The 21,490-nt window shown below is 72.8% G+C and carries 22 protein-coding genes; 10 read left to right on the forward strand and 12 right to left on the reverse strand.

Annotation, left to right across the window (positions count from 1 at the left end; translation table 11 throughout):
• The first annotated feature begins 91 nt into the window (after nt 1–91).
• The 4 genes from OHA91_RS04325 to OHA91_RS04340 all read left to right on the forward strand — a co-directional run bounded on the left by OHA91_RS04325 (nt 92) and on the right by OHA91_RS04340 (nt 4,713).
• On the forward strand, nt 92–1,339 hold the full coding sequence (locus OHA91_RS04325; RefSeq protein ID WP_328738623.1) for a saccharopine dehydrogenase family protein: 1,248 nt from the start codon (nt 92–94) through the stop codon (nt 1,337–1,339).
• Nucleotides 1,340–1,419: 80 nt separating this feature from the next.
• Complete coding sequence (gene bla, locus OHA91_RS04330) at nt 1,420–2,340, forward strand: class A beta-lactamase (protein WP_328738624.1); 921 nt, start codon at nt 1,420–1,422, stop codon at nt 2,338–2,340.
• A gap of 343 nt (nt 2,341–2,683) precedes the next feature.
• Entirely contained in the window at nt 2,684–3,601 is a 918-nt protein-coding gene (locus tag OHA91_RS04335) for a methyltransferase domain-containing protein (RefSeq protein ID WP_266495098.1), read from the forward strand.
• A complete protein-coding gene (locus OHA91_RS04340) occupies nt 3,598–4,713 on the forward strand; it encodes a terpene synthase family protein (protein ID WP_328738625.1) in 1,116 nt (371 codons plus the stop codon). Before OHA91_RS04335 ends, OHA91_RS04340 begins: the two co-directional genes overlap by 4 nt.
• Nucleotides 4,714–4,771: 58 nt before the next feature.
• On the opposite strand, the gene OHA91_RS04345 is transcribed toward OHA91_RS04340, so the two are convergent.
• The 6 genes from OHA91_RS04345 to OHA91_RS04370 all read right to left on the reverse strand — a co-directional run bounded on the left by OHA91_RS04345 (nt 4,772) and on the right by OHA91_RS04370 (nt 10,057).
• Nucleotides 4,772–6,175: a cytochrome P450 gene (locus tag OHA91_RS04345; protein ID WP_266495094.1), complete on the reverse strand. Its 1,404-nt coding sequence runs from the start codon at nt 6,173–6,175 to the stop codon at nt 4,772–4,774.
• Nucleotides 6,172–6,792 (reverse strand): GTP-binding protein, encoded by a 621-nt coding sequence (locus OHA91_RS04350; RefSeq protein WP_328738626.1) that lies wholly within the window; start codon nt 6,790–6,792, stop codon nt 6,172–6,174. Before OHA91_RS04350 ends, OHA91_RS04345 begins: the two co-directional genes overlap by 4 nt.
• Entirely contained in the window at nt 6,773–7,132 is a 360-nt protein-coding gene (locus tag OHA91_RS04355; protein WP_266495090.1) for a DUF742 domain-containing protein, read from the reverse strand. Before OHA91_RS04355 ends, OHA91_RS04350 begins: the two co-directional genes overlap by 20 nt.
• The gene (locus OHA91_RS04360) at nt 7,129–7,533 is read right to left on the reverse strand and encodes a roadblock/LC7 domain-containing protein (RefSeq protein ID WP_030031532.1); all 405 of its coding nucleotides are present in this window, start codon (nt 7,531–7,533) and stop codon (nt 7,129–7,131) included. The genes OHA91_RS04355 and OHA91_RS04360 overlap by 4 nt, the downstream gene beginning before the upstream one ends.
• A 6-nt stretch (nt 7,534–7,539) precedes the next feature.
• Nucleotides 7,540–9,096 carry a sensor histidine kinase gene (locus tag OHA91_RS04365; RefSeq protein WP_266495086.1) on the reverse strand — a complete coding sequence of 519 codons (1,557 nt, stop codon included), beginning with the start codon at nt 9,094–9,096 and terminating at the stop codon, nt 7,540–7,542.
• A 337-nt stretch (nt 9,097–9,433) separates the two neighbouring features.
• On the reverse strand, nt 9,434–10,057 hold the full coding sequence (locus OHA91_RS04370; protein ID WP_266495083.1) for a TetR/AcrR family transcriptional regulator: 624 nt from the start codon (nt 10,055–10,057) through the stop codon (nt 9,434–9,436).
• 102 nt (nt 10,058–10,159) lie between these two features.
• Between OHA91_RS04370 and OHA91_RS04375 the strand changes: the two genes are divergently transcribed.
• Together OHA91_RS04375 and OHA91_RS04380 are read left to right on the forward strand one after the other, a co-directional pair.
• Nucleotides 10,160–10,948: an SDR family NAD(P)-dependent oxidoreductase gene (locus tag OHA91_RS04375; protein ID WP_266495081.1), complete on the forward strand. Its 789-nt coding sequence runs from the start codon at nt 10,160–10,162 to the stop codon at nt 10,946–10,948.
• A gap of 100 nt (nt 10,949–11,048) precedes the next feature.
• Nucleotides 11,049–11,405, forward strand: a complete 357-nt coding sequence (locus OHA91_RS04380) for a hypothetical protein (protein ID WP_266495078.1) — start codon at nt 11,049–11,051, stop codon at nt 11,403–11,405.
• A 36-nt stretch (nt 11,406–11,441) separates the two neighbouring features.
• On the opposite strand, the gene OHA91_RS04385 is transcribed toward OHA91_RS04380, so the two are convergent.
• Nucleotides 11,442–12,629 (reverse strand): glycoside hydrolase family 64 protein, encoded by a 1,188-nt coding sequence (locus OHA91_RS04385; RefSeq protein ID WP_381621083.1) that lies wholly within the window; start codon nt 12,627–12,629, stop codon nt 11,442–11,444.
• 135 nt (nt 12,630–12,764) lie between these two features.
• Nucleotides 12,765–13,955 carry a spore photoproduct lyase family protein gene (locus OHA91_RS04390; protein ID WP_266495075.1) on the reverse strand — a complete coding sequence of 397 codons (1,191 nt, stop codon included), beginning with the start codon at nt 13,953–13,955 and terminating at the stop codon, nt 12,765–12,767.
• 212 nt (nt 13,956–14,167) lie between these two features.
• Here OHA91_RS04390 and OHA91_RS04395 point away from each other — a divergent pair, with 212 nt between their 5' ends.
• Nucleotides 14,168–15,898 (forward strand): SpoIIE family protein phosphatase, encoded by a 1,731-nt coding sequence (locus OHA91_RS04395; protein ID WP_328738627.1) that lies wholly within the window; start codon nt 14,168–14,170, stop codon nt 15,896–15,898.
• A gap of 20 nt (nt 15,899–15,918) precedes the next feature.
• Here the strand turns inward: OHA91_RS04395 and OHA91_RS04400 are convergent, their stop codons facing one another.
• The 3 genes from OHA91_RS04400 to OHA91_RS04410 are packed head-to-tail and all read right to left on the reverse strand — an operon-like array spanning nt 15,919 to nt 18,066.
• Entirely contained in the window at nt 15,919–16,176 is a 258-nt protein-coding gene (locus OHA91_RS04400) for a sensor histidine kinase (RefSeq protein ID WP_328738628.1), read from the reverse strand.
• The gene (locus tag OHA91_RS04405; RefSeq protein ID WP_328741075.1) at nt 16,100–16,705 is read right to left on the reverse strand and encodes a response regulator transcription factor; all 606 of its coding nucleotides are present in this window, start codon (nt 16,703–16,705) and stop codon (nt 16,100–16,102) included. Before OHA91_RS04405 ends, OHA91_RS04400 begins: the two co-directional genes overlap by 77 nt.
• Entirely contained in the window at nt 16,702–18,066 is a 1,365-nt protein-coding gene (locus OHA91_RS04410; RefSeq protein WP_328738629.1) for an MFS transporter, read from the reverse strand. Before OHA91_RS04410 ends, OHA91_RS04405 begins: the two co-directional genes overlap by 4 nt.
• Nucleotides 18,067–18,198: 132 nt before the next feature.
• Here OHA91_RS04410 and OHA91_RS04415 point away from each other — a divergent pair, with 132 nt between their 5' ends.
• Entirely contained in the window at nt 18,199–18,807 is a 609-nt protein-coding gene (locus OHA91_RS04415) for a TetR/AcrR family transcriptional regulator (RefSeq protein WP_328738630.1), read from the forward strand.
• Nucleotides 18,808–18,812: 5 nt separating this feature from the next.
• On the opposite strand, the gene OHA91_RS04420 is transcribed toward OHA91_RS04415, so the two are convergent.
• Entirely contained in the window at nt 18,813–19,730 is a 918-nt protein-coding gene (locus OHA91_RS04420; protein ID WP_328738631.1) for an MBL fold metallo-hydrolase, read from the reverse strand.
• 166 nt (nt 19,731–19,896) lie between these two features.
• On the opposite strand from OHA91_RS04420, the gene OHA91_RS04425 reads away from it, so the two are divergent.
• A complete protein-coding gene (locus OHA91_RS04425; protein ID WP_266495064.1) occupies nt 19,897–20,106 on the forward strand; it encodes a hypothetical protein in 210 nt (69 codons plus the stop codon).
• Entirely contained in the window at nt 20,093–21,484 is a 1,392-nt protein-coding gene (locus OHA91_RS04430) for an amidase (RefSeq protein ID WP_328738632.1), read from the forward strand. The genes OHA91_RS04425 and OHA91_RS04430 overlap by 14 nt, the downstream gene beginning before the upstream one ends.
• Nucleotides 21,485–21,490 lie beyond the last annotated feature (6 nt).

The following is a 21,490-nucleotide window of genomic DNA, read 5'->3' on the forward strand; positions in this document are numbered from 1 at the left end:
CGGCCTTATGCCAACACCATTGACCTTAACTCGGGGCGCCCGGTTCCATCAGCCTCCTGAGGCGGATGCCTCACCGAGAGAGGACCAAGACATGCGTGTTCTGCTTGTGGGTGCCGGCGGTGTCGGGAGCGCGATCACCAAGATCGCCGCACGCCGCGACTTCTTCGACCACTTCGTCGTCGCCGACTACGACCTGGGCCGCGCGCAGGCCGCGGTCGCCGCCCTGGGCTCCGCCGAGCAGCGGTTCAGCGCCTGCCGCGTCGATGCCTCCGACGAGGCGGCGGTGACCGGGCTGCTCGCGGAGCACGGGTGCGACGTGCTGATGAACGCCACCGACCCGCGCTTCGTGATGCCCCTGTTCAACGCGGCGCTGGCGGCGGGCAGCCACTACGTCGACATGGCCATGTCCCTCTCCCGCCCGCATCCGGACCACCCGCACAGCGAGTGCGGGGTCAAGCTCGGCGACGAGCAGTTCGAGCAGGCCGCGGAGTGGGAGAAGTCGGGCCGCCTGGCGCTCGTCGGCATGGGTGTCGAGCCCGGGCTGTCGGACGTCTTCGCCCGCTACGCGGCCGACGAACTCTTCGACGACATCGAGGAGATCGGCATCCGCGACGGGGCAAACCTGGCCGTCGAGGGCTACGACTTCGCCCCGTCCTTCAACATCTGGACGACGATCGAGGAGTGCCTGAACCCTCCCGTCGTGTACGAGAGCGGGCGCGGCTGGTTCACCACCGAGCCGTTCAGCGAGCCGGAGGTCTTCGACTTCCCCGAGGGCATCGGGCCGGTCGAGTGCGTCAACGTCGAGCACGAGGAGGTCCTCCTGGTGCCGCGCTGGGTCGGTGCCCGGCGCGTGACGTTCAAGTACGGCCTCGGCGACGACTTCATCGGCAAGCTCAAGACCCTGCACGCGCTGGGCCTGGACTCCACGGTCCGGGTCCCGGTCCGCGGCGAGGACGGCGCCGAGGTCCGGGTCTCGCCGCGCGACGTGGTCGCGGCCTGCCTGCCCGACCCTGCGACGCTCGGGGACCGGATGACGGGGAAGACCTGTGCCGGCACCTGGGTCAAGGGCACCAAGGACGGCCGGCCGCGCGAGGTCTACCTCTACCACGTGGTCGACAACCAGTGGTCGATGCGCGAGTACGGCTCCCAGGCCGTCGTCTGGCAGACCGCCGTCAACCCGGTGGTGGCCCTCGAACTGCTCGCGACCGGCGTGTGGTCCGGGGCCGGCGTCCTGGGTCCCGAGGCGCTGCCGCCGCTCCCCTTCCTCGACCTGCTGACGGCGTACGGCTCCCCCTGGGCCGTCCGCGAACAGGGTCCCGCCGCCGCCCCGGGCCACTGACCGGACCGACCCGTGGAACCGAAATGATCTCCTTTGACGTCATTGTCACCACGTGACCGTCGAGGGAGAGGAGAGGCGACGTGGAGCAGACCCGTCGTGCCGTACTGACTCTGGGAGCGGGGGTGGCGCTGACCGCGGCGCTGCCGGCGGGCGCGGCCCGTGCGGCGACACCAGCCGCGCCCGGCAAGCCCGGCGGAGGCGGCGAGGCCGTCCGGCGACTGCGTGCGCTGGAGCGCGAGTACGGCGCGCGGGTGGGGGCGTACGCCCGGGACACCGGCACGGGCCGGACGGTGCTGTACCGGGCCGACGAACTGTTCCCCATGTGCTCGGTGTTCAAGACGCCGGCCGCGGCGGCCGTGATGCGGGACCTGGACCGCGACGGTGAGTTTCTCGCCCGGCGGATCCACTACACGCAGGAGGACGTCACCTCCGCGGGCGGCGGCTCGGTGACCGGGCGGCCGGAGAACGTCGCCGGCGGGCTGACGGTGGCCGAGCTGTGCTCGGCGGCCATCGCGCAGAGCGACAACGGCGCCGCGAACCTGCTGCTCCGCGAGTTGGGCGGGCCCACGGCGATCACCCGGTTCTGCCGTTCCGTCGGGGACCGCACGACACGGCTCGACCGCTGGGAGCCGGAGTTGAACTCGGCCGAGCCCTCGCGGGTGACCGACACGACCAGCCCCCGGGCCATCGCGCGCACGTACGGGCGCCTCGTGCTCGGCGACGCGCTCGCCCCGCGGCACCGGGAACTCCTGACGCGGTGGCTCGTGTCCAACACGACGAGCGGCGACCGGTTCCGCGCCGGCCTGCCGCGCGACTGGGTGATCGGGGACAAGACGGGCGCCGGGTCGTACGGGACCAACAACAACGTGGGCGTCGCCTGGCCTCCCGGGCGGCCGCCCGTGGAGCTGGCCGTGCTGACCACCAAGCCGGACGCCGCGGCGCCGCGCGAGGACGCACTGGTCGCGAGGGCGGCCGAGGCCCTGGCGGCGGCGCTGACCTGACGGGCGCATCCTCTGGTCCGTCCCGTGGCCGGAACCACGGGACGGGCGTCGCGCGGGGGGCGTCTCCTCGTCGATGCCCGCGCCTTGCCGGCCTCGTCGGCGGGCGCGATCTGCGGGTCGCCGGGACCACCGGCGGGCACGTCGGGGGCAAGCCCGTCATCGCCGTCAACCAGGGCACAGAGCAAGGATCTTGGCGGTACCGTGCTGCTCCAGCGGGCTGACGTGGTGCCTACGAAGTGCCACGATGGTCCGGGCTTCAACAGTGTGCCTTTTCGGGACGCTACGAGAGCGGCGCCGGCGCCTCCCGGAGGGCAGCCCTACCCCACGAAAGGGCGGACACCCCATGCGCGTTATACCCTTCGTATGGCCCTTAGGCGGCGGCCGCGGCTCGGCCGCGGAGGACCAGGTGCGGCTCTACTACAGCCGCAAGACACAGGAGATCCTGCACAAGTACGGTCCGGGCCCGCGCGTCCACTTCCACGTGGGGCTGTACCCGGACGGCCCACCGGACACCACCGTTCCCCAGAGCACGCTGCAGCAGAGCCTGTTCGACTCGCAGGAGCGGATAGTCGACCACGCGGCCCGCACGTGGGGCGCGTACGAGACACCTCCCCGGCGCCTGCTCGACATCGGCTGCGGACTGGGCGGCACCTCGCTCTACTGGGCGCAGGAGCACGGGGCGTCGGTCACCAGCCTCACCGTCACGCCGGAACACCTCCCGATCGTCAACCATTTCGCCCGTCACGCCGGGGTCGCGGAGCGCGTGACGCCCGTACTGGCCGATGTGCACGACCTCGACGAGACGCGCGCGTACGACGCCGTCTACGCCAACGAGAGCAGCGGCTACACCGACCGGACCCGGCTGTTCGAGGTCGTCGCCAAGGCCCTCGAACCCGGTGGCTGGTTCGGGATCCAGGAGCATTTCGTGGGCGACTCCGAATGGCGGGAGTTCATGGACGGCTACTACAGAACCCGGCTCGGCCGGCACGGGGAGTACCTGGCCGCAGCCGAGGCAGCCGGCTTCGAGCTGGTGGAGGACGAGGACGTGACGGACTCGGTGGCGGAGTTCTGGGTGCAGTCCATGGCGTGGAACACCGCCGAACTCGACCGGCTCCGGGCGGACTCCCGTGCCGAACCCGGCGCCTGGACCGGCGACCGGCTCGAACAGTCGACGATCGCGCACAGCAAGTTCTTCCGGCTCTGGCGGGAGCACGCGGTGGAGACGCGACTGCTGCGCTTCCGGATCGGCGGTGGCCGATGACCGCGCCGCCCCGGCCCTCGCTCCTCGGTACGGGCCTGCCGCCCTTCTACTGCCCCCTGCCGCGCGACCTCGTCCATCCCGAGGCCAAGGAGGTGGAGTCCCGGGCGGTCGAGTGGCTGGACGCCTTCGGCCTGTACCCCGATCCGGTCGAGCGCGCATGGGGGCTCGCCACCCACAGTGCGGACTTCTCCTGCCGCATCATCCCCGACGGGGACGTGGAGGCCGTCCTCCTGTTCACCCGGTGGAACTACTGGGCCAACGCCGTGGACGACTGGCAGGATTCGGGCTCCGACGAGGTGGGGACGGCCGCGGTCGTCGAACACGGGGTGCGGCTGCTGCGGACCATCGAGGATCCCGAAGCGTCCGTACTGCCCGACGGGCCCATGACCCGCGCACTGCTGGACCTGGTGAACCGCACCCACGCCATGCTCACCCCCTACGAGCTGCGCAGATTCGTCGAAGGGACGCGGGACTGGCTGCTCGGGGCGGCCTGGCGGGCCGCCCGGGCGGAGGCGGGGTCGATGCCGGGGCTGAACGACTTCGTCGCCATGGGGCCGCTGGCGAACGGCACACGGTTCTCACTGACCTGGTCGGACGTCGCCCGCGGGGACCGGCTGCCGGCGGACGTCCTCTGCTCCCCCGCCCTGACGGTCCTGACGGACGCGGCCGGTTTCGTCGTCAGCGCGGACAACGACCTGTTCTCCTACGACAAGGACGACCACCTGGAGCCGCGCGAGGTGAACCTCGTCAACGTGCTCGCCCATCAGGAGGGCTGCTCCCCGGCCGAGGCGGTCCCGCTCGCCGTGGCGCTGCGCGACCGGGTGATGGTCCTGTTCACCGGGCTGCGCGCGCGGCTGGAGGACGGCGCGGACGGCGGGGAGCACGGGGGTGTCGAACTGCGCCGCCATCTGGCGGCGTTGGGCCACTACGTGGCCGGCTCCATCGCCTGGCAGAACCGAGCACCCCGGTACGCCAGTCCGCGCAACCGGTTCGAACTGCCTGTCCCGGAAGCGGAGTTCATGGTCCGGTATGCCGAGGAGCCCAGCGCCGCCGGGACGGAGCCGCCGGATCTGCCGGCCCTGGCGGCCTGGTGGCGGCACCTGCACGGCTGAGCGGAAAGACCGAGGTCCCCGGCCGGTGCGGCCGGGGACCTCGGTACGGACGTTGTGCTCAGCGGCGGCCGAGCAGTCGGCGCCACCAGCTGACGCCACGGCGCCTGCGGCCGCCGGCGACCGGGGGCGGCGCCGTCGGCTGCGGCGGGATCACCGGGTGGACGGGATGCCCGGCCGGATGCTCCACCGGGAGCTGCGGGGCCGGGGCGGGCGCGGAACGCGGGGCGAACCGCACCGGCAGCGACAGCAGGTGACGCGACATCAGGGTGCCGCGCCACTGGAGCTCGCTCGCGTCGACCGCCAGCTGGAGGTCGGGCAGCCGGTCCAGCAGGACCTCGATGCCGGTGTCCGCGATGGCGCGCCCGATGTCCTGGCCGGGGCACTCGTGCGGGCCGCTGCTGAACGCCAGGTGCGAGCGGTTGCCGTGGACGGACACGGAGGGGTCGGGGCGGATCTGGGGGTCGGCGTTCCCCGCGGCAAGGCCGAGCAGGATCATGTCCCCGGCCTTCACCTGCTGGCCGCCGAGCACGGTGTCCCCGGTGGCCCAGCGCCCGATGATCGTGTTGATCGGCGGGTCGTCCCAGAGGACCTGCTCCAGTGCGTCGGGCAGGGTCATGTGGCCTCCGGAGAGGCTCGCCCGGAAGCGCGGGTCGGTCAGGACGGTGCGCAGCGTGTTGGCGATCAGGTTGGCCGTGGTCTCGTAGGCCGCGATCAGCACGACGCGCAGGTGCATGAGCACTTCGGTGTCGGTCAGGTCCGCGGGGTGCTCGATCAGCCAGGAGGCCAGGTCGCGGGCGGGCTTGGCCTTGCGCTCGACGACCAGGTTCTCCAGCGTGGTCGTGACGTAGCGGTCGCTCTGGAGTGCCGTCTCCGTCCCCTGGAGCATGTCGCGCGCCGCGTTGACGAGCAGCGGCCCGTGTTCGTCGGGTGCCCCGATGAGCTGCGTCATGACCAGCATGGGGAGCTGGTCGGAGAAGGCCGGCACCAGGTCGGCGTATCCCTCTGCGGCGATCTGGTCGACGAGCTGGTTGGCGAAGCGCGTCACGTAGCGGCGGATGCCGCGCTTGTCGAACCGCTCCAGGGACTCCACGACGGCCGAGCGCAGCCGCTCGTGGACGGGGCCGTCGGTGAAGTTGCACACCGGCACCCAGGAGACCATGGGGCCGAGCGGGGTGTCGGCCGGCACGCGGCCCTCTCTCATGTCGCGCCAGCCCCGTGGGTCGCGGGCGAACCGCGACGAGGTGCGGGCGACGTCCAGGTTCTCCCGGTGGCCGAGGACGAGCCACGCCGGGAGGTCCCCGCTCACGAGCACCGGGGCCACCGGGCCGTGCTCGGCCCGCAGCTTCTCGTACAGGGCGAGGGGGTCCGCCTGGGCTTCCGCTCCGTGCAGGCGGTACAGGCCGCCCGCGGTCGCCGCGGCGTGGGCGGGGCACCCGGGCGGTGGGGTGGGGGTGGTGCTCACATTGCCTCCTGGGTGGCTGCCTGGGAGTGCAGGTAGCGCATGAGGGTCAGCAGGACATCGCGGGACGAGTCCCGCCTTCTGGCGTCGCAGACGAGGATCGGGACGGCGGGGGGCAGGTCGAGGGCCTCGCGCAGCTCCTCCAGGGGGTGGTCGGGCGCGCCGGGGAAGGAGTTGACGGCCACGACGAAGGGGACGCCGCGCTCCTCCAGCCGCCCGATGACGTCGAAGCTGATCTCCAGCCGCCGGGTGTCGAGGAGTACGACGGCCCCGAGGGCGCCCTCGAAGAGCCCGCGCCACAGGAACCAGAAGCGTTCCTGGCCGGGTGTTCCGAACAGGTACAGGACGAGTTCGTCGTTGATGCTGATGCGGCCGAAGTCCATGGCCACGGTGGTGGTGATCTTGTGGGAGACGCCCCAGGTGTCGTCGACACCGACGCCGGCCCTGGTCATCGTCTCCTCGGTCGTCAGCGGTTTGATCTCGCTGACGGCACCGACCATCGTCGTCTTGCCCACGCCGAATCCGCCGACGACCACGACCTTCACGGCCGCCGCGGCCGACTGCGGGAGTACGTCCGCCTCGCGCGGCCCGGCGGGCGGGTCAGAGCTTCTGAAGTCCATCGATCACTGCCTCGATCAGAGCAAGGTCGGGTAGCTGCGCGGCGGGAATGGGCGGGCGGACGTGCACGCGTTGGGCGGCCATCAGGTCTCCGACCAGCACGGTGACGACGCTCACGGGCAGGCCGACGTACGCGGCGATCTCGGCCACCGACAGCGGTGACTGGCACATCCGCAGGATGGAGGCCTGCTCGGGCTGCGTCTCGGGTCGGGGAGGCCCTTTGGCCACCACTAAGGTCACGAGGTCGAGCTGGACGGAGGTGGAGGGTCCACTGCGTCCGCCGGTGATGACGTAGAGCCGTTCGGGACTGCCGTCCTCCCAGCTTGAGGGCGGCTCTTTCACGCGGGCTGCCCGTCGTGCCGGGGCGGGCTGCTCAGGTGGTCCCCCATTCGGGTCACCAGGTTGCGCATCTGCGCGCCCATCAGGCCCGCGTCGACGCCCTCGTCGGCGAGGACCGCGAGGTAGGAGCCGTCCCCGGCGGCCATGAGGTAGAAGAAGCCGCCGTCCATCTCGATCACGACCAGCCGCATTCTGCCCTCGGAGCTGGGCAGTTCGGCGGCCACCGCTCCGGCAAGGCTCTGCAGGCCGGCGCACGCGGCCGCCAGGCGGTCGGCCGTGTCCGTCTCGGCCCCGTACTGGGCCACGCAGAGGCCGTCCGCGGACAGCACGATCACGTGCCGCGTCTGCGGCACGCCGGCGGCCAGGTCCTTGAGCATCCAGTCCATACTGCTTCGCTGAGTCATCACTGTTTACGCCCCTTTGGTCGCTGAACCCGACGCATCCTGGGCGCCCGGCGCGTCCTGGCCGGGCTCACCCGACAGTCCGCTGTGGAACGCCTCCAGCCACATTCCGGGGCCGTTGTCGTCGGCCGGCTGCGGCCTCGCGGCCGGCCGGACTTCGGAGGTGGCGACACGGTCCTTCCGGCGCCGTTGCGGCAGGCCGGTCGCGGTACGTTCGGCGGTCGGCCCGCCACTGGCGGGCATCGGGCCGGGCATCGGGCCCGGCATCGGCCCGGGCGACGGAGCCGGCGTCGGCCGGGGCACGGGGACGCCGGCCGACATCGCGTCGACGGGGTGCTCCCGCGGTGTGGCGGACACCGCCCTGGGCCCCGAGGAGGAGCCGATGCCGTGGGCGAGACCGGTCGCCGCCGACGCGGTGGTGATCAGGTGCTGCGGCACGATGACGACGGCCCGGACACCGCCGTACGCGGACGAGCGCAGGGACACCTGGAACCCGTACGCCTGCGCGAGCCGGCCGACCACGGCCAGGCCGAGCCTCGGCGTCTCGCCCAGGTCGTTGAGGTCGATGCCGGACTGCGCCTGCGCGAGCATCTTCTCGGCGCGTGCGCGGGCCTCCTCGCTCATGCTCAGTCCGCCGTCCTCGATCTCCACGGCGATGCCCGACTGCACCTCGACGGCGGTGAGGTGGACCCGGGTGTGCGGCGGGGAGTAGCGGGTGGCGTTGTCCAGCAGCTCGGCGAGGGTGTGGATCAGCGGCTCGACGACCGGGCCGACGACGGCGACCTCGGTGACCGAGTGGAGCTCGACCCGCTGGTAGTCGATGATCCTCGACATGGCGCCGCGCATGACGCTGTAGAGGGTGACGGCCCTGCTCCACTGCCGGCCGGGGCGCGCACCGCCGAGGACGGAGATGGAGTCGGCGAGCCTGCCGATGAGGGCGGTGCCGTGGTCCAGGCGCAGGAGGTCTCCGAACACGTCCGGGTTGCGGCCGTGCCGGTCCTCCATCTCGCGCATCTCGTGCGCCTGCTGGTGGACGATCGCCTGCACGCGGCGGGCGACGTTCACGAAGGCCCGCTGCGCCGAGTCGCGCAGGCTCTCCTCGTTGTCGACGGCGTCGATGACGTGGGCCAGTACGGCCTGCAGCGCGGCTCTGAAGCGCGGCGTGAGGGCGGCGTCGTTGCCCCAGCGGTTGCCGTGTCCGGCGCGGCCGCCCAGGGAGGTGAGCACCTCCTCGGCCACCTCGCCCCGGCGCAGTCGCTCGATGGCCTCGGGGAGCACCACCGCGGACAGGCGGGTCGCCTCGGTCTCCTGCCGGGCCAGGGTGTGCCGGAGCGCGGCGATCTCGGAGCCCCGGGCGGCGAGGGCGCGGCCGCGCCGTAGGGCTTCGACGAACACCGCGGCGGTGCACAGGCCGCCCGCGGCGATCAGGATGGTGCCGACCGGCCCGGAGGAGGAAACAAGCGCCCCGACCAGACAGACGGCGGCCAGGGACCCGATCGCGGGCAGCGCCCGGCTTGCTCCCGCTTCCGGGTGAGCCGTTTCGGGTGGAATGTCTCTTTGCTCCATCGGCGTCCTCGAATTATCGGAAAAGGGTGACCTTCTGACCGGTGGGCGGGAGCATAACGACGCCCAACTGCCCGCACGCGCGCTTTCGTTGGAGTTCATCGGACCGGAGGAACCGTTATGCGCCAACGATGGCGACGAATTCCGGCCCCGGCGGTGGACGGCCCACGGGGGGAGGCGACGTAAGGGGAGGTCGACCGCCCGCCGGCGCCTGGGCAGCACGGGCCTTCACCCCTGAATCCCCTCCGGCGCCGACCGCGCCGCGCGGTCGCGAGGTGGCGCCGCGGACCCAAATGCGCTAGGCGGGGGGCGGCGCCGGAGGAGTCACCGTTTCGAGTGGTCAGGCACCCGGCGGTGCCGCGTCACCGCGGGGGGCCGCGAGGCCGGCGAGCAGGACGTCGAGGGCGAGGTCGGTGGCCTCGGACAGCGGGGTGTCCTCCAGGAGGGAGCCGACCGCCAGGGCCGCGAGGCCGTGCACGGTGGAGAAGGCGACCTGGGCGAGGCGGTCCGGCTCGCCCGCGCGCACGACGCCCTCCTGCTGCGCGAGGGCGACGAGTCCGGCGGCGATGTGCAGGCTCTGGTGGCCGAGCTCGCGCAGTTCGGCACTGGAGTCGTCGGCGTGCTTGGCCGTGAACATCAGGCTCAGCAAGGGGGCGTTCGCCACGGCGAAGGCGATGTAGGCGCGCCCCATGCCGGCGAGCCGGGCGGTGACGGGGCCGGGCGCGTCGACGGCGGCCCGCAGACCCTCGTTGAGGCGGGTGAAGCCGCGCACGGCGAGCGCGTCGAGCAGCGCCTGCCGGTCGCGGAAGTGGCGCCCCGGCGCGGCGTGGCTGACACCGAGGTCCCGGGCGAGGGCGCGGAGGGACAGGCTGTCCGCCCCCGTCGTCGCGAGGACCTCCTCCGCGCGCGCCAGCAGGGCCTCGCGGAGGTTGCCGTGGTGGTAGGGCGAATCGGCGTCGGCCAAGGCGGCCTCCCCTCACTCGATGTTGTCATTGACAACAATGTTTGCTCTGTCTACATTCAAATTATCGTCCATCGGCCGGAACACCGGAACGGAGCGCCGACCATGTCTATGACATACCGCGGAACCACAGCCCTGATCACCGGGGCCAGCGCCGGCCTCGGCGTCGAGTTCGCCCGGCAGTGGGCCGAGCGCGGAGCGGACGTCGTACTCGTCGCCCGCCGCGTCGAGCGGCTGGAGGAGATCGCGGCGGACCTTCGGCGCCGGTACGGGGTGAAGGCGCACCCCGTCGCCGTCGACCTGGCCCGGCCGGGCGCCGCGGCCGCGCTGCACGCGGAGCTCGACGGGCTCGGACTGCGCATGCAGACCCTGATCAACAACGCGGGCTTCGGCAGCCACGGCCCGTTCGCCGACCAGGACCCCACCCGGATCAGCGAGATGATCCAGCTCAACGTGACGGCCCTGACGGAGCTGACCCGGCAGTTCCTGCCGGACCTGACGGCCGACGGCCGGGGCGCCCTCGTCACCGTCGCCAGCGCCGCCGCCTACCAGCCGACCCCGGCGATGGCGGTGTACGGGGCCACCAAGGCGTTCGTCCTGAACTTCACCGAGGCCGTCGCCTACGAGACGCGCTCCTCCTCGCTGCGGGTGCTCGCCGTCTCGCCCGGCCCGGTCCGTACCGAGTTCTTCGACGTCGTCGGCAGCCAGGACGCCGCCGTCGGGCGGATGGCCACCCCCGAGCAGGTCGTCACGGCGACCCGCCGGGCACTGGAACGCGACAGGACGCCGCCCAGCATCGTCGTCGGCCTCGGAAACCGGCTCTCTGCGACGGCCTCCACGCTGGCTCCGCGCCGCCTGGCCCTGACGGTGGCAGGGCGGGCCCTCAAGGCCTGACCGGCCCGACTCGTCCGGGCGGGCCCGCTGCCGCACACTGGGTTCCGGACACCCCCGACGGCGGGGTGCCCGGATTCCGGCGGGTGCGGGGAGGCGCGGCATGGTCATCAGTCACCACATCGCCGACGGAACGCTGCACGTGCGGATCCTGCACGAGCTGCACGTCACCGATCGGGCCGCGGCCGCGCTGCAGATCGAATCCCTCGTCCACGCCCACCGCCCGGCGCGGGTCACCGTCGAGCTGCCGAGCCGCTCCCCCTCTCCCATGACCTTCAGCGCGCTGGCCCGCGCGCGGCGGATGTGCCAGAGCCTCGGCATCCCCCTGACCGCGACGGGGCCCGGTGAACAGGCCCCCCTGCCCCTCTTCGGCCACGAGGCCGGTGCGGACGGCACGGCCGGCGAGGACGGCTCCGCCGGCGCCCGGTGGCTGGAGCACGGAGCGCGCCACAACCACTGACGCGACGCCGGCGGCCCGACCGGCCCCGGCCCGGGATCAGTTGAAGGGTTCCAGCGTCATGAAGGCCTCCTGGGGGTTGCCCTCGTGCACCAGCGACTCGTGGGCGCCCACGTCGTCGAAGGCGAAGCCGTACGCCTTGCCGTCGGCCATCTGCGCGTGGATGATGCGGGAGTAGTGGTTGGTGACGGCATCGCGGTAGAAGCCGGCGCCGTTCGCGTCGGGCTGGTTCGGATTGGTCAGGAGCGTCGAGCGGTTGAAGCCCGCGCACAGAGTGCGGGAGATCGGGCCGCGGACGGTGTCGTTGGGGGCGTCGAGGAGCTTGTAGCAGCCGAAGACGCTGTCGGAGTCGGGCTTCTGGAAGCTGGTGACCACCGCACCCGAGCCGTTGGTGAAGTTCATGACGTTGCCCGAGACCCGGCCGTAGTACTTGGTGCCGGGTTCGTTCGCGAACGGCGTCACCGTGAGGGTGGAGGAGCTGTACTTGCTCCAGACGCGGTTGATGTAGTCGTTCATCGCGCCGGCCGGGATGCCGCCCGCCTCGATGCCGTGGCCGGGGGACAGCGCCCGCAGCGGGGTACCGTCGGGGCGGCTCTGGATCAGGCCTCCCCAGCCGGCCGAACGCAGCCCGCCGAAGACGGCGCCGTACCCGCCGGCCTTGAGACGGCCGGTGTTCTTGACCGAGCCGTCGGCCGCCTTCGCGCCCACCGCGTACGGGGCCGAGAACATGTCGACCTGGGTGCTGTTGATCCACAGGCCGGCGTCGTTGAGCGTGTACTCGGACCAGTTGAACAGGATGTCGTGGTTGGGGTCTGTGGGGTTCTGCACGGCGGGCTGCACCAGGCCGCCGGTGGTGAGCCTGAAGACGAGCTTGCGTCCGACGGAGAAGTAGACGCGTCCGGAGAACTTGGGCATGCGGATCGTCTTGGTCTGCCCGTTGGCCGGGCCGGCGATCGACGCGTCCGGGGCGGGGGTGGGCGGGTTTCCTCCCGCCGGCCAGGGGTGGAAAGCACCACTGGCGTCGGCCCAGCCCTGCCGGCCCGTCGTGAGCTGGGTGCCCAGGTTGTAGATGTAGACGGGCTCGCTGCGCCCCGAGTTGTTCTTGATGGTGAGCGGGATGGTGGCCGGCACGGCCTCCGCGGACGGCGGCGGGCCGAAGAACAGCACGCCGGCGCCGACCGACAGGGCCGCGACGCCGAACGCCAGCACTCTCGACAAGCGGAACACTCTCTTCCTCCTTGCGTGGGGGGACCTGCCGATGGAGCGGTGGGCTAGGCAGGGATGGATTAATTGAAATGTGAGAGCGCTCTCAGAGTCTGATTGTGTTCAACTTCTGTCAATGCTCTTGACACAGCCGCCTGTTCAGAAGGCGTATCGGATCCGCAGCCACGGCGCGTGGGCGGCGACGAGCTCACGCACCGCCGCGACGGCCCCGGCCTTGACGTCACTGCGGTAGCGGACGTTCCAGCTGCCGTTCTGCGAACGCTTCGGCTCCTGGAGGCGGGGCTGCCACAGGACGTCCTCCGCGCGGGGGTGCCAGCCGAGATTGAGCTCGTGCAGGTCCTTGTTGTGCGTCAGCATGATGACCTCGGCGGCCGCCTGGTCCTTCACCCGGGCGGGCAGCACGTCGTCCATGTGCCGGAGCAGCAGGGACCAGTCGCGCTCCCAGCCGGGGCGCAGGACGACGGGCGAGAGGTTGAAGTGGACCTCGTAGCCCGCGTCCAGGAAGTCCCCGGCGGCGGCGATGCGGCTCTCCACCGGGCTGGTGCGGATGTCGAGCAGCCTGGAGTCGCTCGGCGGCATGAGGGAGAACCGCACGCGGGTGCGGCCTCGGGGCTCCAGGAGGAGCAGGTCCGGGTTGACGAACTTGGTGGCGAAGGACGCCTTGGCGGCGGGCCACCGCGCGAAGGCGTGCACCAGGTCGGCCACGTTGTCGCTGATCAGGGCGTCGACGCAGCAGTCGCTGTTCTCGCCGATGTCGTAGACCCAGGCGAGCGGATCGCACTGGTTGGCCTCGGGCTTGGGGCCGAGGCGCGCGATGTGCCGGGAGAGGTGGGCGATGGTGCGCTCGATGTTGGTGAAGACGGTGACCGGGTTGGCGTAGCCCTTGCGGCGCGGGACGTAGCAGTAGGCGCAGGCCATGGCGCAGCCGTTGGCCGGCCCGGGGGCGATCCAGTCCGCGGAGCGGCCGTTGGGCCGGGTGGTGAGCGTCTTCTTCTCCCCCAGGACCAGCGTCTCCGTCTTGATCCGGACCCAGCGGTCGACGTTCTGCTCGTTCCCGTGGAGGTCGGGGATCCGCCAGTGGGAGTCGACGGGGACGACCTCGGCGTCGGGGTACCGGGCGAGGACCTGCCTGCCGCGCGGGGAGGCCGCGGCCGCGGGTTCGGCGAAGATCGTGCCTACGGAAAGCAGCCGGCGCGCGGCGGGACCGTCCCGGAACAGCGGGCCGGCGTTCCCCTGCGGGCGGGGCGCCCGCCCCGGGTCGATGTCCTCCAGGCCGAACAGGGCGTCTGCGCCGTCGTCCGGCCCGCCCCCGGTCTGCTGGGCTCGCATGTCGGTCTCCTGCGGGATCACGGACCGCCCACTGTAGGGCAGCCGGCGGGAGCCGGGCGCCCGCGCCCTCACGGCGGCCGTGGCGGGGCGCCGGGGCCCGGCGCCGCGCCACGGCGGCAGGGCGGGGCAGGGGGAGGGCTCGGCGGTGGGCGCGAGCCTAGGATGGGAGGCGTCGAATGCGCAGGTGGGGGCCCGGCAGGAGAGGAAGCGGCTTGAATCGTTTCGCCCGGCTCGCCACGCGGCTGCTGGCGGTGCCACTGGGACTCGTCTGGCTGGAGCCGGCGGGGGAGGCCGCGGGCGCGGCACCCGAGTGCTGGCCGGTCGGGGCGGAATCCGACCCGGCCGTGCCGGCGTGCTGCCGGCTGGTCGCGGAGGACGGAATGCCCCGCTTCCTGTCGCATGTCGGGGACGGTTCCGACGACGGCGACGGCTACGACGGCGGCGCGTCCTTCGCGTTCGCAGGCGTCCCCCTCGTCGGCGGTTCGGGCGAGCTCCTGGGCGTCCTCGCCGTCACGGACCGCGCCCCCCGGAAGTGGAGCGAGGACGACGTACGGGACCTGTCGGACCTCGCCGCCGCTTGCAGTGCGCAGATGCGGATGCGGACGCGCTCCGAGACCGTCCGCCAGGCCCGCGAGGCGGCGGAGGGGGAGGCGACCCGCGTGCACGGGCTGCTCAACCGTTCCGAGCTGCTCCTGCGGGCTTCCGAGGACCTCGCCGACACCAGCGGACTGGACGACGTCCGCCGGCGGGTCGGGGACCTCGTCGGCGGGGACCTCAAACCGGCCGGTATCGACCTGGTGCTGGTGCGGCAGGGGATGCTCCACCATGTGACGGGTCCCGTCGACGACGATGTCTTCGGCCCTCCGCCCGGGAGACTCGCCGAGCCCTTCGGCCTCGGTTCGCACTGGCCGGTCGCGCGGGCGGTGCGCGAGCACCGGTTGATCGTGGTCGACGGGCCGTCGGTGGCGGGCGGGACCGATGCCGCTCCCGGCCACCCGGCCACCCCGGCCTTCGACGGCCTGCACCTCGCGACCGCCGCCTGCCTGCCCCTGCGCGGTACCCACGACACCCTCGGGGCCCTGGTCCTGGGGTGGGACGCCCCGTACGAGATCGGCGTGGACGAGCGTGCGGTACTGACCACGCTCGCCGGCTACACCGCCCAGGCCCTCGAACGCGCCCTCCACCTCGACGAACGAGTCACCGTCGCCCGCCAGCTCCAGCGGGCCATGCTCACCGAACTGCCCGACGTACCAGGCCTGGAGCTGTCCGCCCTGTACCGGCCGGCCGCCCGCGACGACATGGTCGGCGGTGACTGGTACGACGCCTACCCGCTGCCGGTGGCACCGGGCGGGGCCGCCACGGGCGCGCTGTCGCTCACCGTCGGCGACATCACCGGGCACGACATGCGGGCGGCCGCGCTGATGGGCCAGGTCCGCAGCATGCTGCGCCAGGCCGATCACGACCATGCGGGCGAAGGCCCGGACCAGGCGCTCTGCGCACTGGAACGGGCCTGCCGCCGTCTGAACCTCCCGGCCAGCGGCACCGCCGTCCACGCCCACCTCACTCCGGCGGCCGACGGCCACTGGCGGCTGAGGTGGAGCAACGCGGGCCACCCGGCGCCGCTCGTGGTCACCGCGGACGGCGCCGTGGAGACCCTCGCGCGGCACGACGTGCTGCTGCACCACGCCCTGACACCGGGGCCCCGCACCTGCGACAGCCGTTCGCTGCCCCCGGGCAGCACCCTGCTGCTGTACACCGACGGGCTGGTCGAGGAGCGGGGAGGGGACATCGAGGACAACGTCGACCGGCTCTCCCAGCAGCTCACCACGGCTCCCCCGGGGGTTCCGCTGGACGCGTTGCTGCGGTCCCTCCTGGGCTCCGTCGGTCCGCGGGACGCGCGGGACGACGCCGTCCTGTTCGCGGTACGCGTCGCCGCCTCCTGACCGGCCCGCCGTACGTCGGGTCAGGCGGGGGCCGGGAGGGTCAGTTCGAAGCGGCAGCCCCCGGGCACGTTGTGGACGTCGGCGTGCCCGGAATGGGCCTCGACGATGCCCCGGACGATCGCCAGGCCCAGGCCCGCACCCGAGGGAGGCGTACGGGCCCGCGACCCCCGCCAGCCGGTGTCGAAGACACGGGGCAGGTCCTCATCCGGGATCCCGCCGCAGGCGTCGGTGACGGACAACACCACCGCGTCGGCTCGGCGTTCCGCGGCGATCGCCACGGTGCCTTCGGCCGGGGTGTGGCGGATGGCGTTGACCAGCAGGTTCGACGCCGTCCCGGGTGGCCCGGCGGGCGACGGGGTCCACGGTCAGGCCGGCGGCCGAGAGCAGGGGCTCGCCCGCCGGGACGGCCGCGGACGCGCGGCGCAGCACCGACCGTACGCGCAGGACCAGTTCACGCGGGCTGAAGGGCTTGGTCACGTAGTCGTCCGCGCCGACCTCCAGGCCCAGGATCCGGTCCTCCTCGTCGCCCCGCGCGGTGAGCATCACGACCGGCAGGTGAGGAGTTCCCGCTCCGTGGGCACGCAGCCGGCGGCACCCCTCCAGACCGTCCATGCCCGGCAGCATCAGGTCGAGGACGACCAGGTCGGGCCGGTACCGGGCGGCGGCCTCCAGGGCGGACGGACCGTCATCGGCACGGTGCACGGTGAATCCGGCCCGCTCCAGATAGCCGGCTACGACCTCCGAGACCGTGGGGTCGTCGTCCACCACCAGGACGCGGCCCGCCGCGCCTGCGGTGCCACCGTTCATGCCCGCGCTCGCGTGCGCGCCCGCGTCCGCGTCGCCCGCGAACCATTCATTGCTTGATGCCATGGCTCCAGGGTGTCACCGCATCGTGCGGTACCCACCACCGCCTGCCGGGACCTGACGCGACGTCCGCTCGTCCCTGCGGCCGGGCCGGCGGCATCTGCGGGAGTTCTCGTGCGAGCGGGGGTGCGGGTGCGGGTGAGAGCGAGGGTGAGCAACGCGGCCGTCGCGAGGAGGGCGACGAGGCCGGCGTACAGGTGGGCCGCCGTCCGCAGCCCGTAGGACTGCGTCAGGACGCCCGCGCCGACGGCCGGCAGGCTCATCGCGACGTAGGAGAGCACGTAGTACGCGGCCAGGGTCGTGCTCCGGTCCGCCTGCGGGACCCGGGCGAGCACCATGCGCATCGAGCCCTGCGCCACCGCTCCGAAGGCGACGCCGGCCAGCAGGGCCGCGGCGAAGACGGCGGGCAGGCTGACCAGGTGCATGCCGGCCAGGGAGAGGGCCGCGGCGGCGGGGACCGCGGCGCAGCCGAGGAGGGTGGCGGTGAGGGGGCGCAGGACGCGGGTCGTCCAGACCGTGACGGCCGCGGAAAGGCTCAGGGCGAAGAAGACCATGCCGCCGGCCGCCTGCGGGGCGCCCGGGGCCACGAGGTGGACGAAGGCCGGGCCGAGGGAGGAGTAGAAGCCGCCGAGTGCCCAGACGGCGACGACGCCGGCCCCGCTGATCAGGAAGGCCCGGCGGGCGTTCGGGGAGACGGCGACGCGCGGACGCAGGGAACGCCACGCTCCGGCGTACGGCCGGATCGTCTCGGGCGAAAGGGCGATGGCGGCGGCTTGGAGGAGGAAGACGAGGGCCAGGACGAGGTAGACGGTGACGGTGGGTCCGGGGGCGTGGCGGATGAGCAGGGTGGCCACCAGGACTCCGGCCGCCATGCCGGCCGCCGGCGCGATGCTGTTGGTGAGGGCGGACCGGCCGGGGCGTCCCGGTGGGTCGAGGTCGACGAGGGCGGCTCCGGCCGCGCTGGTCGCGGCGCCGGTGGCGAGTCCCTGGAGTACGCGGGCCGCGATGAGGGTGTCGGCGCAGTCGGCGCTCGCGAGCACCGCCATGGCGACGGCTTCCAGAGCGAGCGAGCCGACGAGGACGGGGCGCCGTCCGAGGTGGTCCGACAGGGCGCCGGTGGTGAGCAGTGCGGTCAGGAGGGCCAGGGTGTAGGCGCTGAAGACCACCGTCACGGACAGGGCGGACAGGCCCCACCGGTCCTGGTAGACGGGGTAGAGGGGCGTGGGTGCGCTGGAGGCGGCCAACAGCGTGATCAGGACGGATGCGTTGAGGGCGAACGGCGGGCGTTTCCCCGTCGGCGGCATCAGCAGCTCCTCACTTAAAGCGGATGATTAGCTTTAAGCAGTCTATCGATCGGCTGGGCATTAAAGCAAACTGTTCGCTTTAAGGCGTCACGCGGACCCCGTGAAGCAAGAACTTTGCTTTAAGCTGCTGGCATGAGTCGCAAACCGATGGTCCGCCCCGGCGGCCGCAGCGCACGGGTCCAGGAGGCTGTCCACACCGCGGTGCGCGAACTCCAGGCGGAGGTGGGCCGCCCCGAGTTGACCATTCCGCTGGTGGCGGCACGTGCCGGCGTCACCCCGTCGACGGTCTACCGGCGCTGGGGCGACCTGCAGGAGCTGCTGTCCGACGTCGCCGTGGAGAACCTGCGGCCGGACACGCCGCCGCAGGACCACGGCGACCTGGCTGCGGACCTGCGGAACTGGGCCGAGCAGTTCATTGAGGAGATGGCGTCTCCGATCGGCCGCGCCTACATCCGCGACGCCCTGCTCGGGGCCCCCGACGGCGACAACGCGGCGCGGTGCTCGCAGTACGCGGCGGAGCAGATCGACGTCGTGCTCGCCAGGGCGGCGGAGCGCGGCGAGGACGCCCCGGGGGTCGAGCTGGTCCTCGACCGGGTCGTGGCGCCCATGATGTACCGCATCCTCTTCCGTCCCGGAGACCCCGCAGCACCCGGAGCACCCGGAGCACCCGGAAGTCTCACCGCCGAGTACGCGCGGGGGCTCGTGCAGGACCTCCTGGACGGCTTCGGCGCGCCGCACTGACCCCGTCAGCCCGCGGTGTCCGCGGTCCGGCCGGGGACGGGGGCGAGCCGGTAGGCGTCGCCGTCGGTGACCACGCGGCCGGCGGTCGGCGGGGGGAAGTGCGTACCGAGCAGGAGCGCGCCCGTGTCGGCGAGCGAGGCGAGCAGTGAGCGGCGGGTCGCCTCGGCCCGCCCGGGGTCGATGTCGACGCAGCTGCCGATCTCCGGACGCGCCAGCTGCACGGGGTGGTGGATGCAGTCCCCGGTGATCAGGGCCGTGGCGTCGCCACTGGTCACCCGTACGGCCACATGACCGGGAGTGTGACCAGGAGCCGGCACCAGTTCCAGACCGGCCGCCACGGTGACGCCGACGGCCGGCACGTCGACCGCTTCGAGCAGCCCCGCCTCGTCGACCGGGTGCACGGAGTCGCGGAACATGGCCGCCCGGGCCTCGTCCATGTCGTAGGCGGCCCAGAAGTCGTACTCCGCCTTCGAGGCGAGGTAGCGGGCGTTGGGGAAGGTCGGGACCCAAGTGCCGTCGAGCTCGCGCGTGTTCCAGCCGACGTGGTCGGTGTGCAGGTGGGTCAACAGGACCAGGTCGACGGATTCCGGCGGGAACCCCGCCTGCGCGAGGCGTTCGAGGTAGTCGGTACGCAGGTCGTGCCACGCCGGGTTGGCGCGCGTCTTGCCGTTGCCGATCCCGGTGTCCACGACGACGCGCAGCCCGTCCACGACCAGCGCGAAGCTGTGGCTGTCCAGGCGCAGGACACCGCCCCGGTCCGCGAAGTCGGGCCGCAGCCAGTCCTGTTCGGTGACGACGTCGGCGGTGGCGGCCGGCAGCAGCCACGGGCCGGTCTGCGGCGGCAGGGGGACCTCGTCGATGCGCCGGACGACGACGGAGCCGACCGTCCAGGACGGGGCGGCGGCGGGCGGTGCTGTGTGCACGGGGGAAGCCTTCCTTCGTCTGCGGAGGGCGAGGGCCCACCTAAACGCGATTGATTTGCTTTTAGGTACGCTAGGCCCTGCCGCCAGCTAACGCAACCTGTTAGCTTTTAGGGGCGGTGGACGTCCACCGCCCCCTCCCCCTCAGCCCGTTGCAGGAAGGACACCCATGTCCGCCGACGCCCTCACCCCTCCGGAGGCGGCCCGCTGGGCCGCACGCTCCGGCCTCCCCCTGGCGCCCGAACGCCACGCGGGAGTGGCGGCCACCGCCGACCACATCCACTCCGTCGTATCCCTCCTGAGGGAACTGGACTTCGGGGACACACCGCCGTCCGCCGCGTACCGCGCGGGAGAGGAGCAGGACCATGCAGCCGTATGAACTGACCGTGGCCGACGCCGCCGAGGCGGTACGGACCCGCCGGGTCTCCCCGGTCGAGCTGGTGGACTCGGTGCTGGAGCGCATCGAGCAGGTGCAGCCGCGCCTGGGCGCCTACGCCTCGGTGACGGCGGACCGTGCGCGGGACGCGGCACGACGCGCGGCGGACGAGATCGCCGGCGCCGGCGCCAGGGGCCCCCTCCACGGGATCCCCGCGGGCCTGAAGGACCTGATCGACGTGGCCGGGACGGCCACATCGGCGAGCTCGCGGGTACGCGAGGGACACCGGGCGACGGCCGACAGCACGGTCGCCGCGCGGCTCTCAGCGGCCGGCGCGGTGTTCGTCGGCAAGACCCACACCCATGAGTTCGCCTACGGTCTGACCACACCCCAGACCGCGAACGCCTGGGACCGCGGCCGGGTGGCCGGCGGCTCCAGCGGCGGATCGGCCGTCGCCGTGGCCGCGCGAGCGGCCACCTTCGCGCTGGGGACCGACACCGGCGGGTCGATCCGGGTCCCCGCCGCGCTGAACGGCGTGGTCGGCCTGAAGCCCACGTACGGGCTGGTCCCCCGGCACGGCGTGACCGCGCTGTCCTGGTCGCTCGACCACGTCGGACCCATCACCCGGACCGTGGAGGACGCCGCGCTGGTCCTGGGCGCCCTGGCCGGCCACGACCCGCGCGACCCCGCGTCCGTCGCGGCACCGCCCGCCGGCCACCGGCCGGGGCCCGGAACGGACCTGACGGGGCTTCGGGTGGGCGTACCGGCCAACTACTACTTCGACCATGTGGACCCTCACGTGGAAGCCGCGGTACGGCGGGCGATCGCCCGGCTGGAGGAGCTCGGCGCGCGGCTCGTCGACGTCGAGATCCCGATGGCGCGCTACATCCGGGCGACCCACTGGGGGCTGATGGTGCCCGAGGCGTCGGCCTACCACGAGCGGACCCTGCGCGCGGTGCCCGACCTCTACTCGGCGGACGTACGCGTCCTGCTGGAGGCCGGTGAGCTGATGACCGCCGGGGACTACCTGCGCGCGCAGCGCGCCCGCACGCTCGTGCGGCAGGCGTGGCTGGACATGGCCGCCACGGTCGACGTGATCGCCGCCCCCACCGTGCCCATGACCGCCGTCGACTCCGGGCGGACCACCGTGACCTGGGGCGACGGCACCGTGGAAAGCGTCTCCGACGCCTACGTACGGCTGTCGGCCCCGGCCAACGTCACGGGCGTCCCCGCGCTGACCGTCCCCGTCGGCCTGGACCCCCAGGGCCTCCCGATCGGCATGCAGCTCATGGGGAGGCCCTTCGACGAGGCGACGGTGCTGCGCGCGGGGCACGCGTACGAGCGGACCGGCACCGCGCGCGACCCGGCACCGGCGGTGTAGCGCCGG

The organism is Streptomyces erythrochromogenes (genome assembly GCF_036170895.1).
Lineage (GTDB): Bacteria > Actinomycetota > Actinomycetes > Streptomycetales > Streptomycetaceae > Streptomyces > Streptomyces erythrochromogenes.

Coding starts and splice junctions, on each gene's coding strand:
- OHA91_RS04335 (WP_266495098.1), top strand. CDS start 2,684: ATGCGCGTTATACCCTTCGTATGGCCCTTAGGCGGCGGCCGCGGCTCG.
- OHA91_RS04325 (WP_328738623.1), top strand. CDS start 92: ATGCGTGTTCTGCTTGTGGGTGCCGGCGGTGTCGGGAGCGCGATCACC.
- OHA91_RS04365 (WP_266495086.1), bottom strand. CDS start 9,096: ATGGAGCAAAGAGACATTCCACCCGAAACGGCTCACCCGGAAGCGGGA.
- OHA91_RS04405 (WP_328741075.1), bottom strand. CDS start 16,705: ATGAACGGTGGCACCGCAGGCGCGGCGGGCCGCGTCCTGGTGGTGGAC.
- OHA91_RS04340 (WP_328738625.1), top strand. CDS start 3,598: ATGACCGCGCCGCCCCGGCCCTCGCTCCTCGGTACGGGCCTGCCGCCC.
- OHA91_RS04410 (WP_328738629.1), bottom strand. CDS start 18,066: ATGCCGCCGACGGGGAAACGCCCGCCGTTCGCCCTCAACGCATCCGTC.
- OHA91_RS04360 (WP_030031532.1), bottom strand. CDS start 7,533: ATGACTCAGCGAAGCAGTATGGACTGGATGCTCAAGGACCTGGCCGCC.
- OHA91_RS04350 (WP_328738626.1), bottom strand. CDS start 6,792: ATGGACTTCAGAAGCTCTGACCCGCCCGCCGGGCCGCGCGAGGCGGAC.
- OHA91_RS04430 (WP_328738632.1), top strand. CDS start 20,093: ATGCAGCCGTATGAACTGACCGTGGCCGACGCCGCCGAGGCGGTACGG.
- OHA91_RS04375 (WP_266495081.1), top strand. CDS start 10,160: ATGTCTATGACATACCGCGGAACCACAGCCCTGATCACCGGGGCCAGC.
- OHA91_RS04425 (WP_266495064.1), top strand. CDS start 19,897: ATGTCCGCCGACGCCCTCACCCCTCCGGAGGCGGCCCGCTGGGCCGCA.
- OHA91_RS04390 (WP_266495075.1), bottom strand. CDS start 13,955: ATGCGAGCCCAGCAGACCGGGGGCGGGCCGGACGACGGCGCAGACGCC.
- OHA91_RS04415 (WP_328738630.1), top strand. CDS start 18,199: ATGAGTCGCAAACCGATGGTCCGCCCCGGCGGCCGCAGCGCACGGGTC.
- OHA91_RS04380 (WP_266495078.1), top strand. CDS start 11,049: ATGGTCATCAGTCACCACATCGCCGACGGAACGCTGCACGTGCGGATC.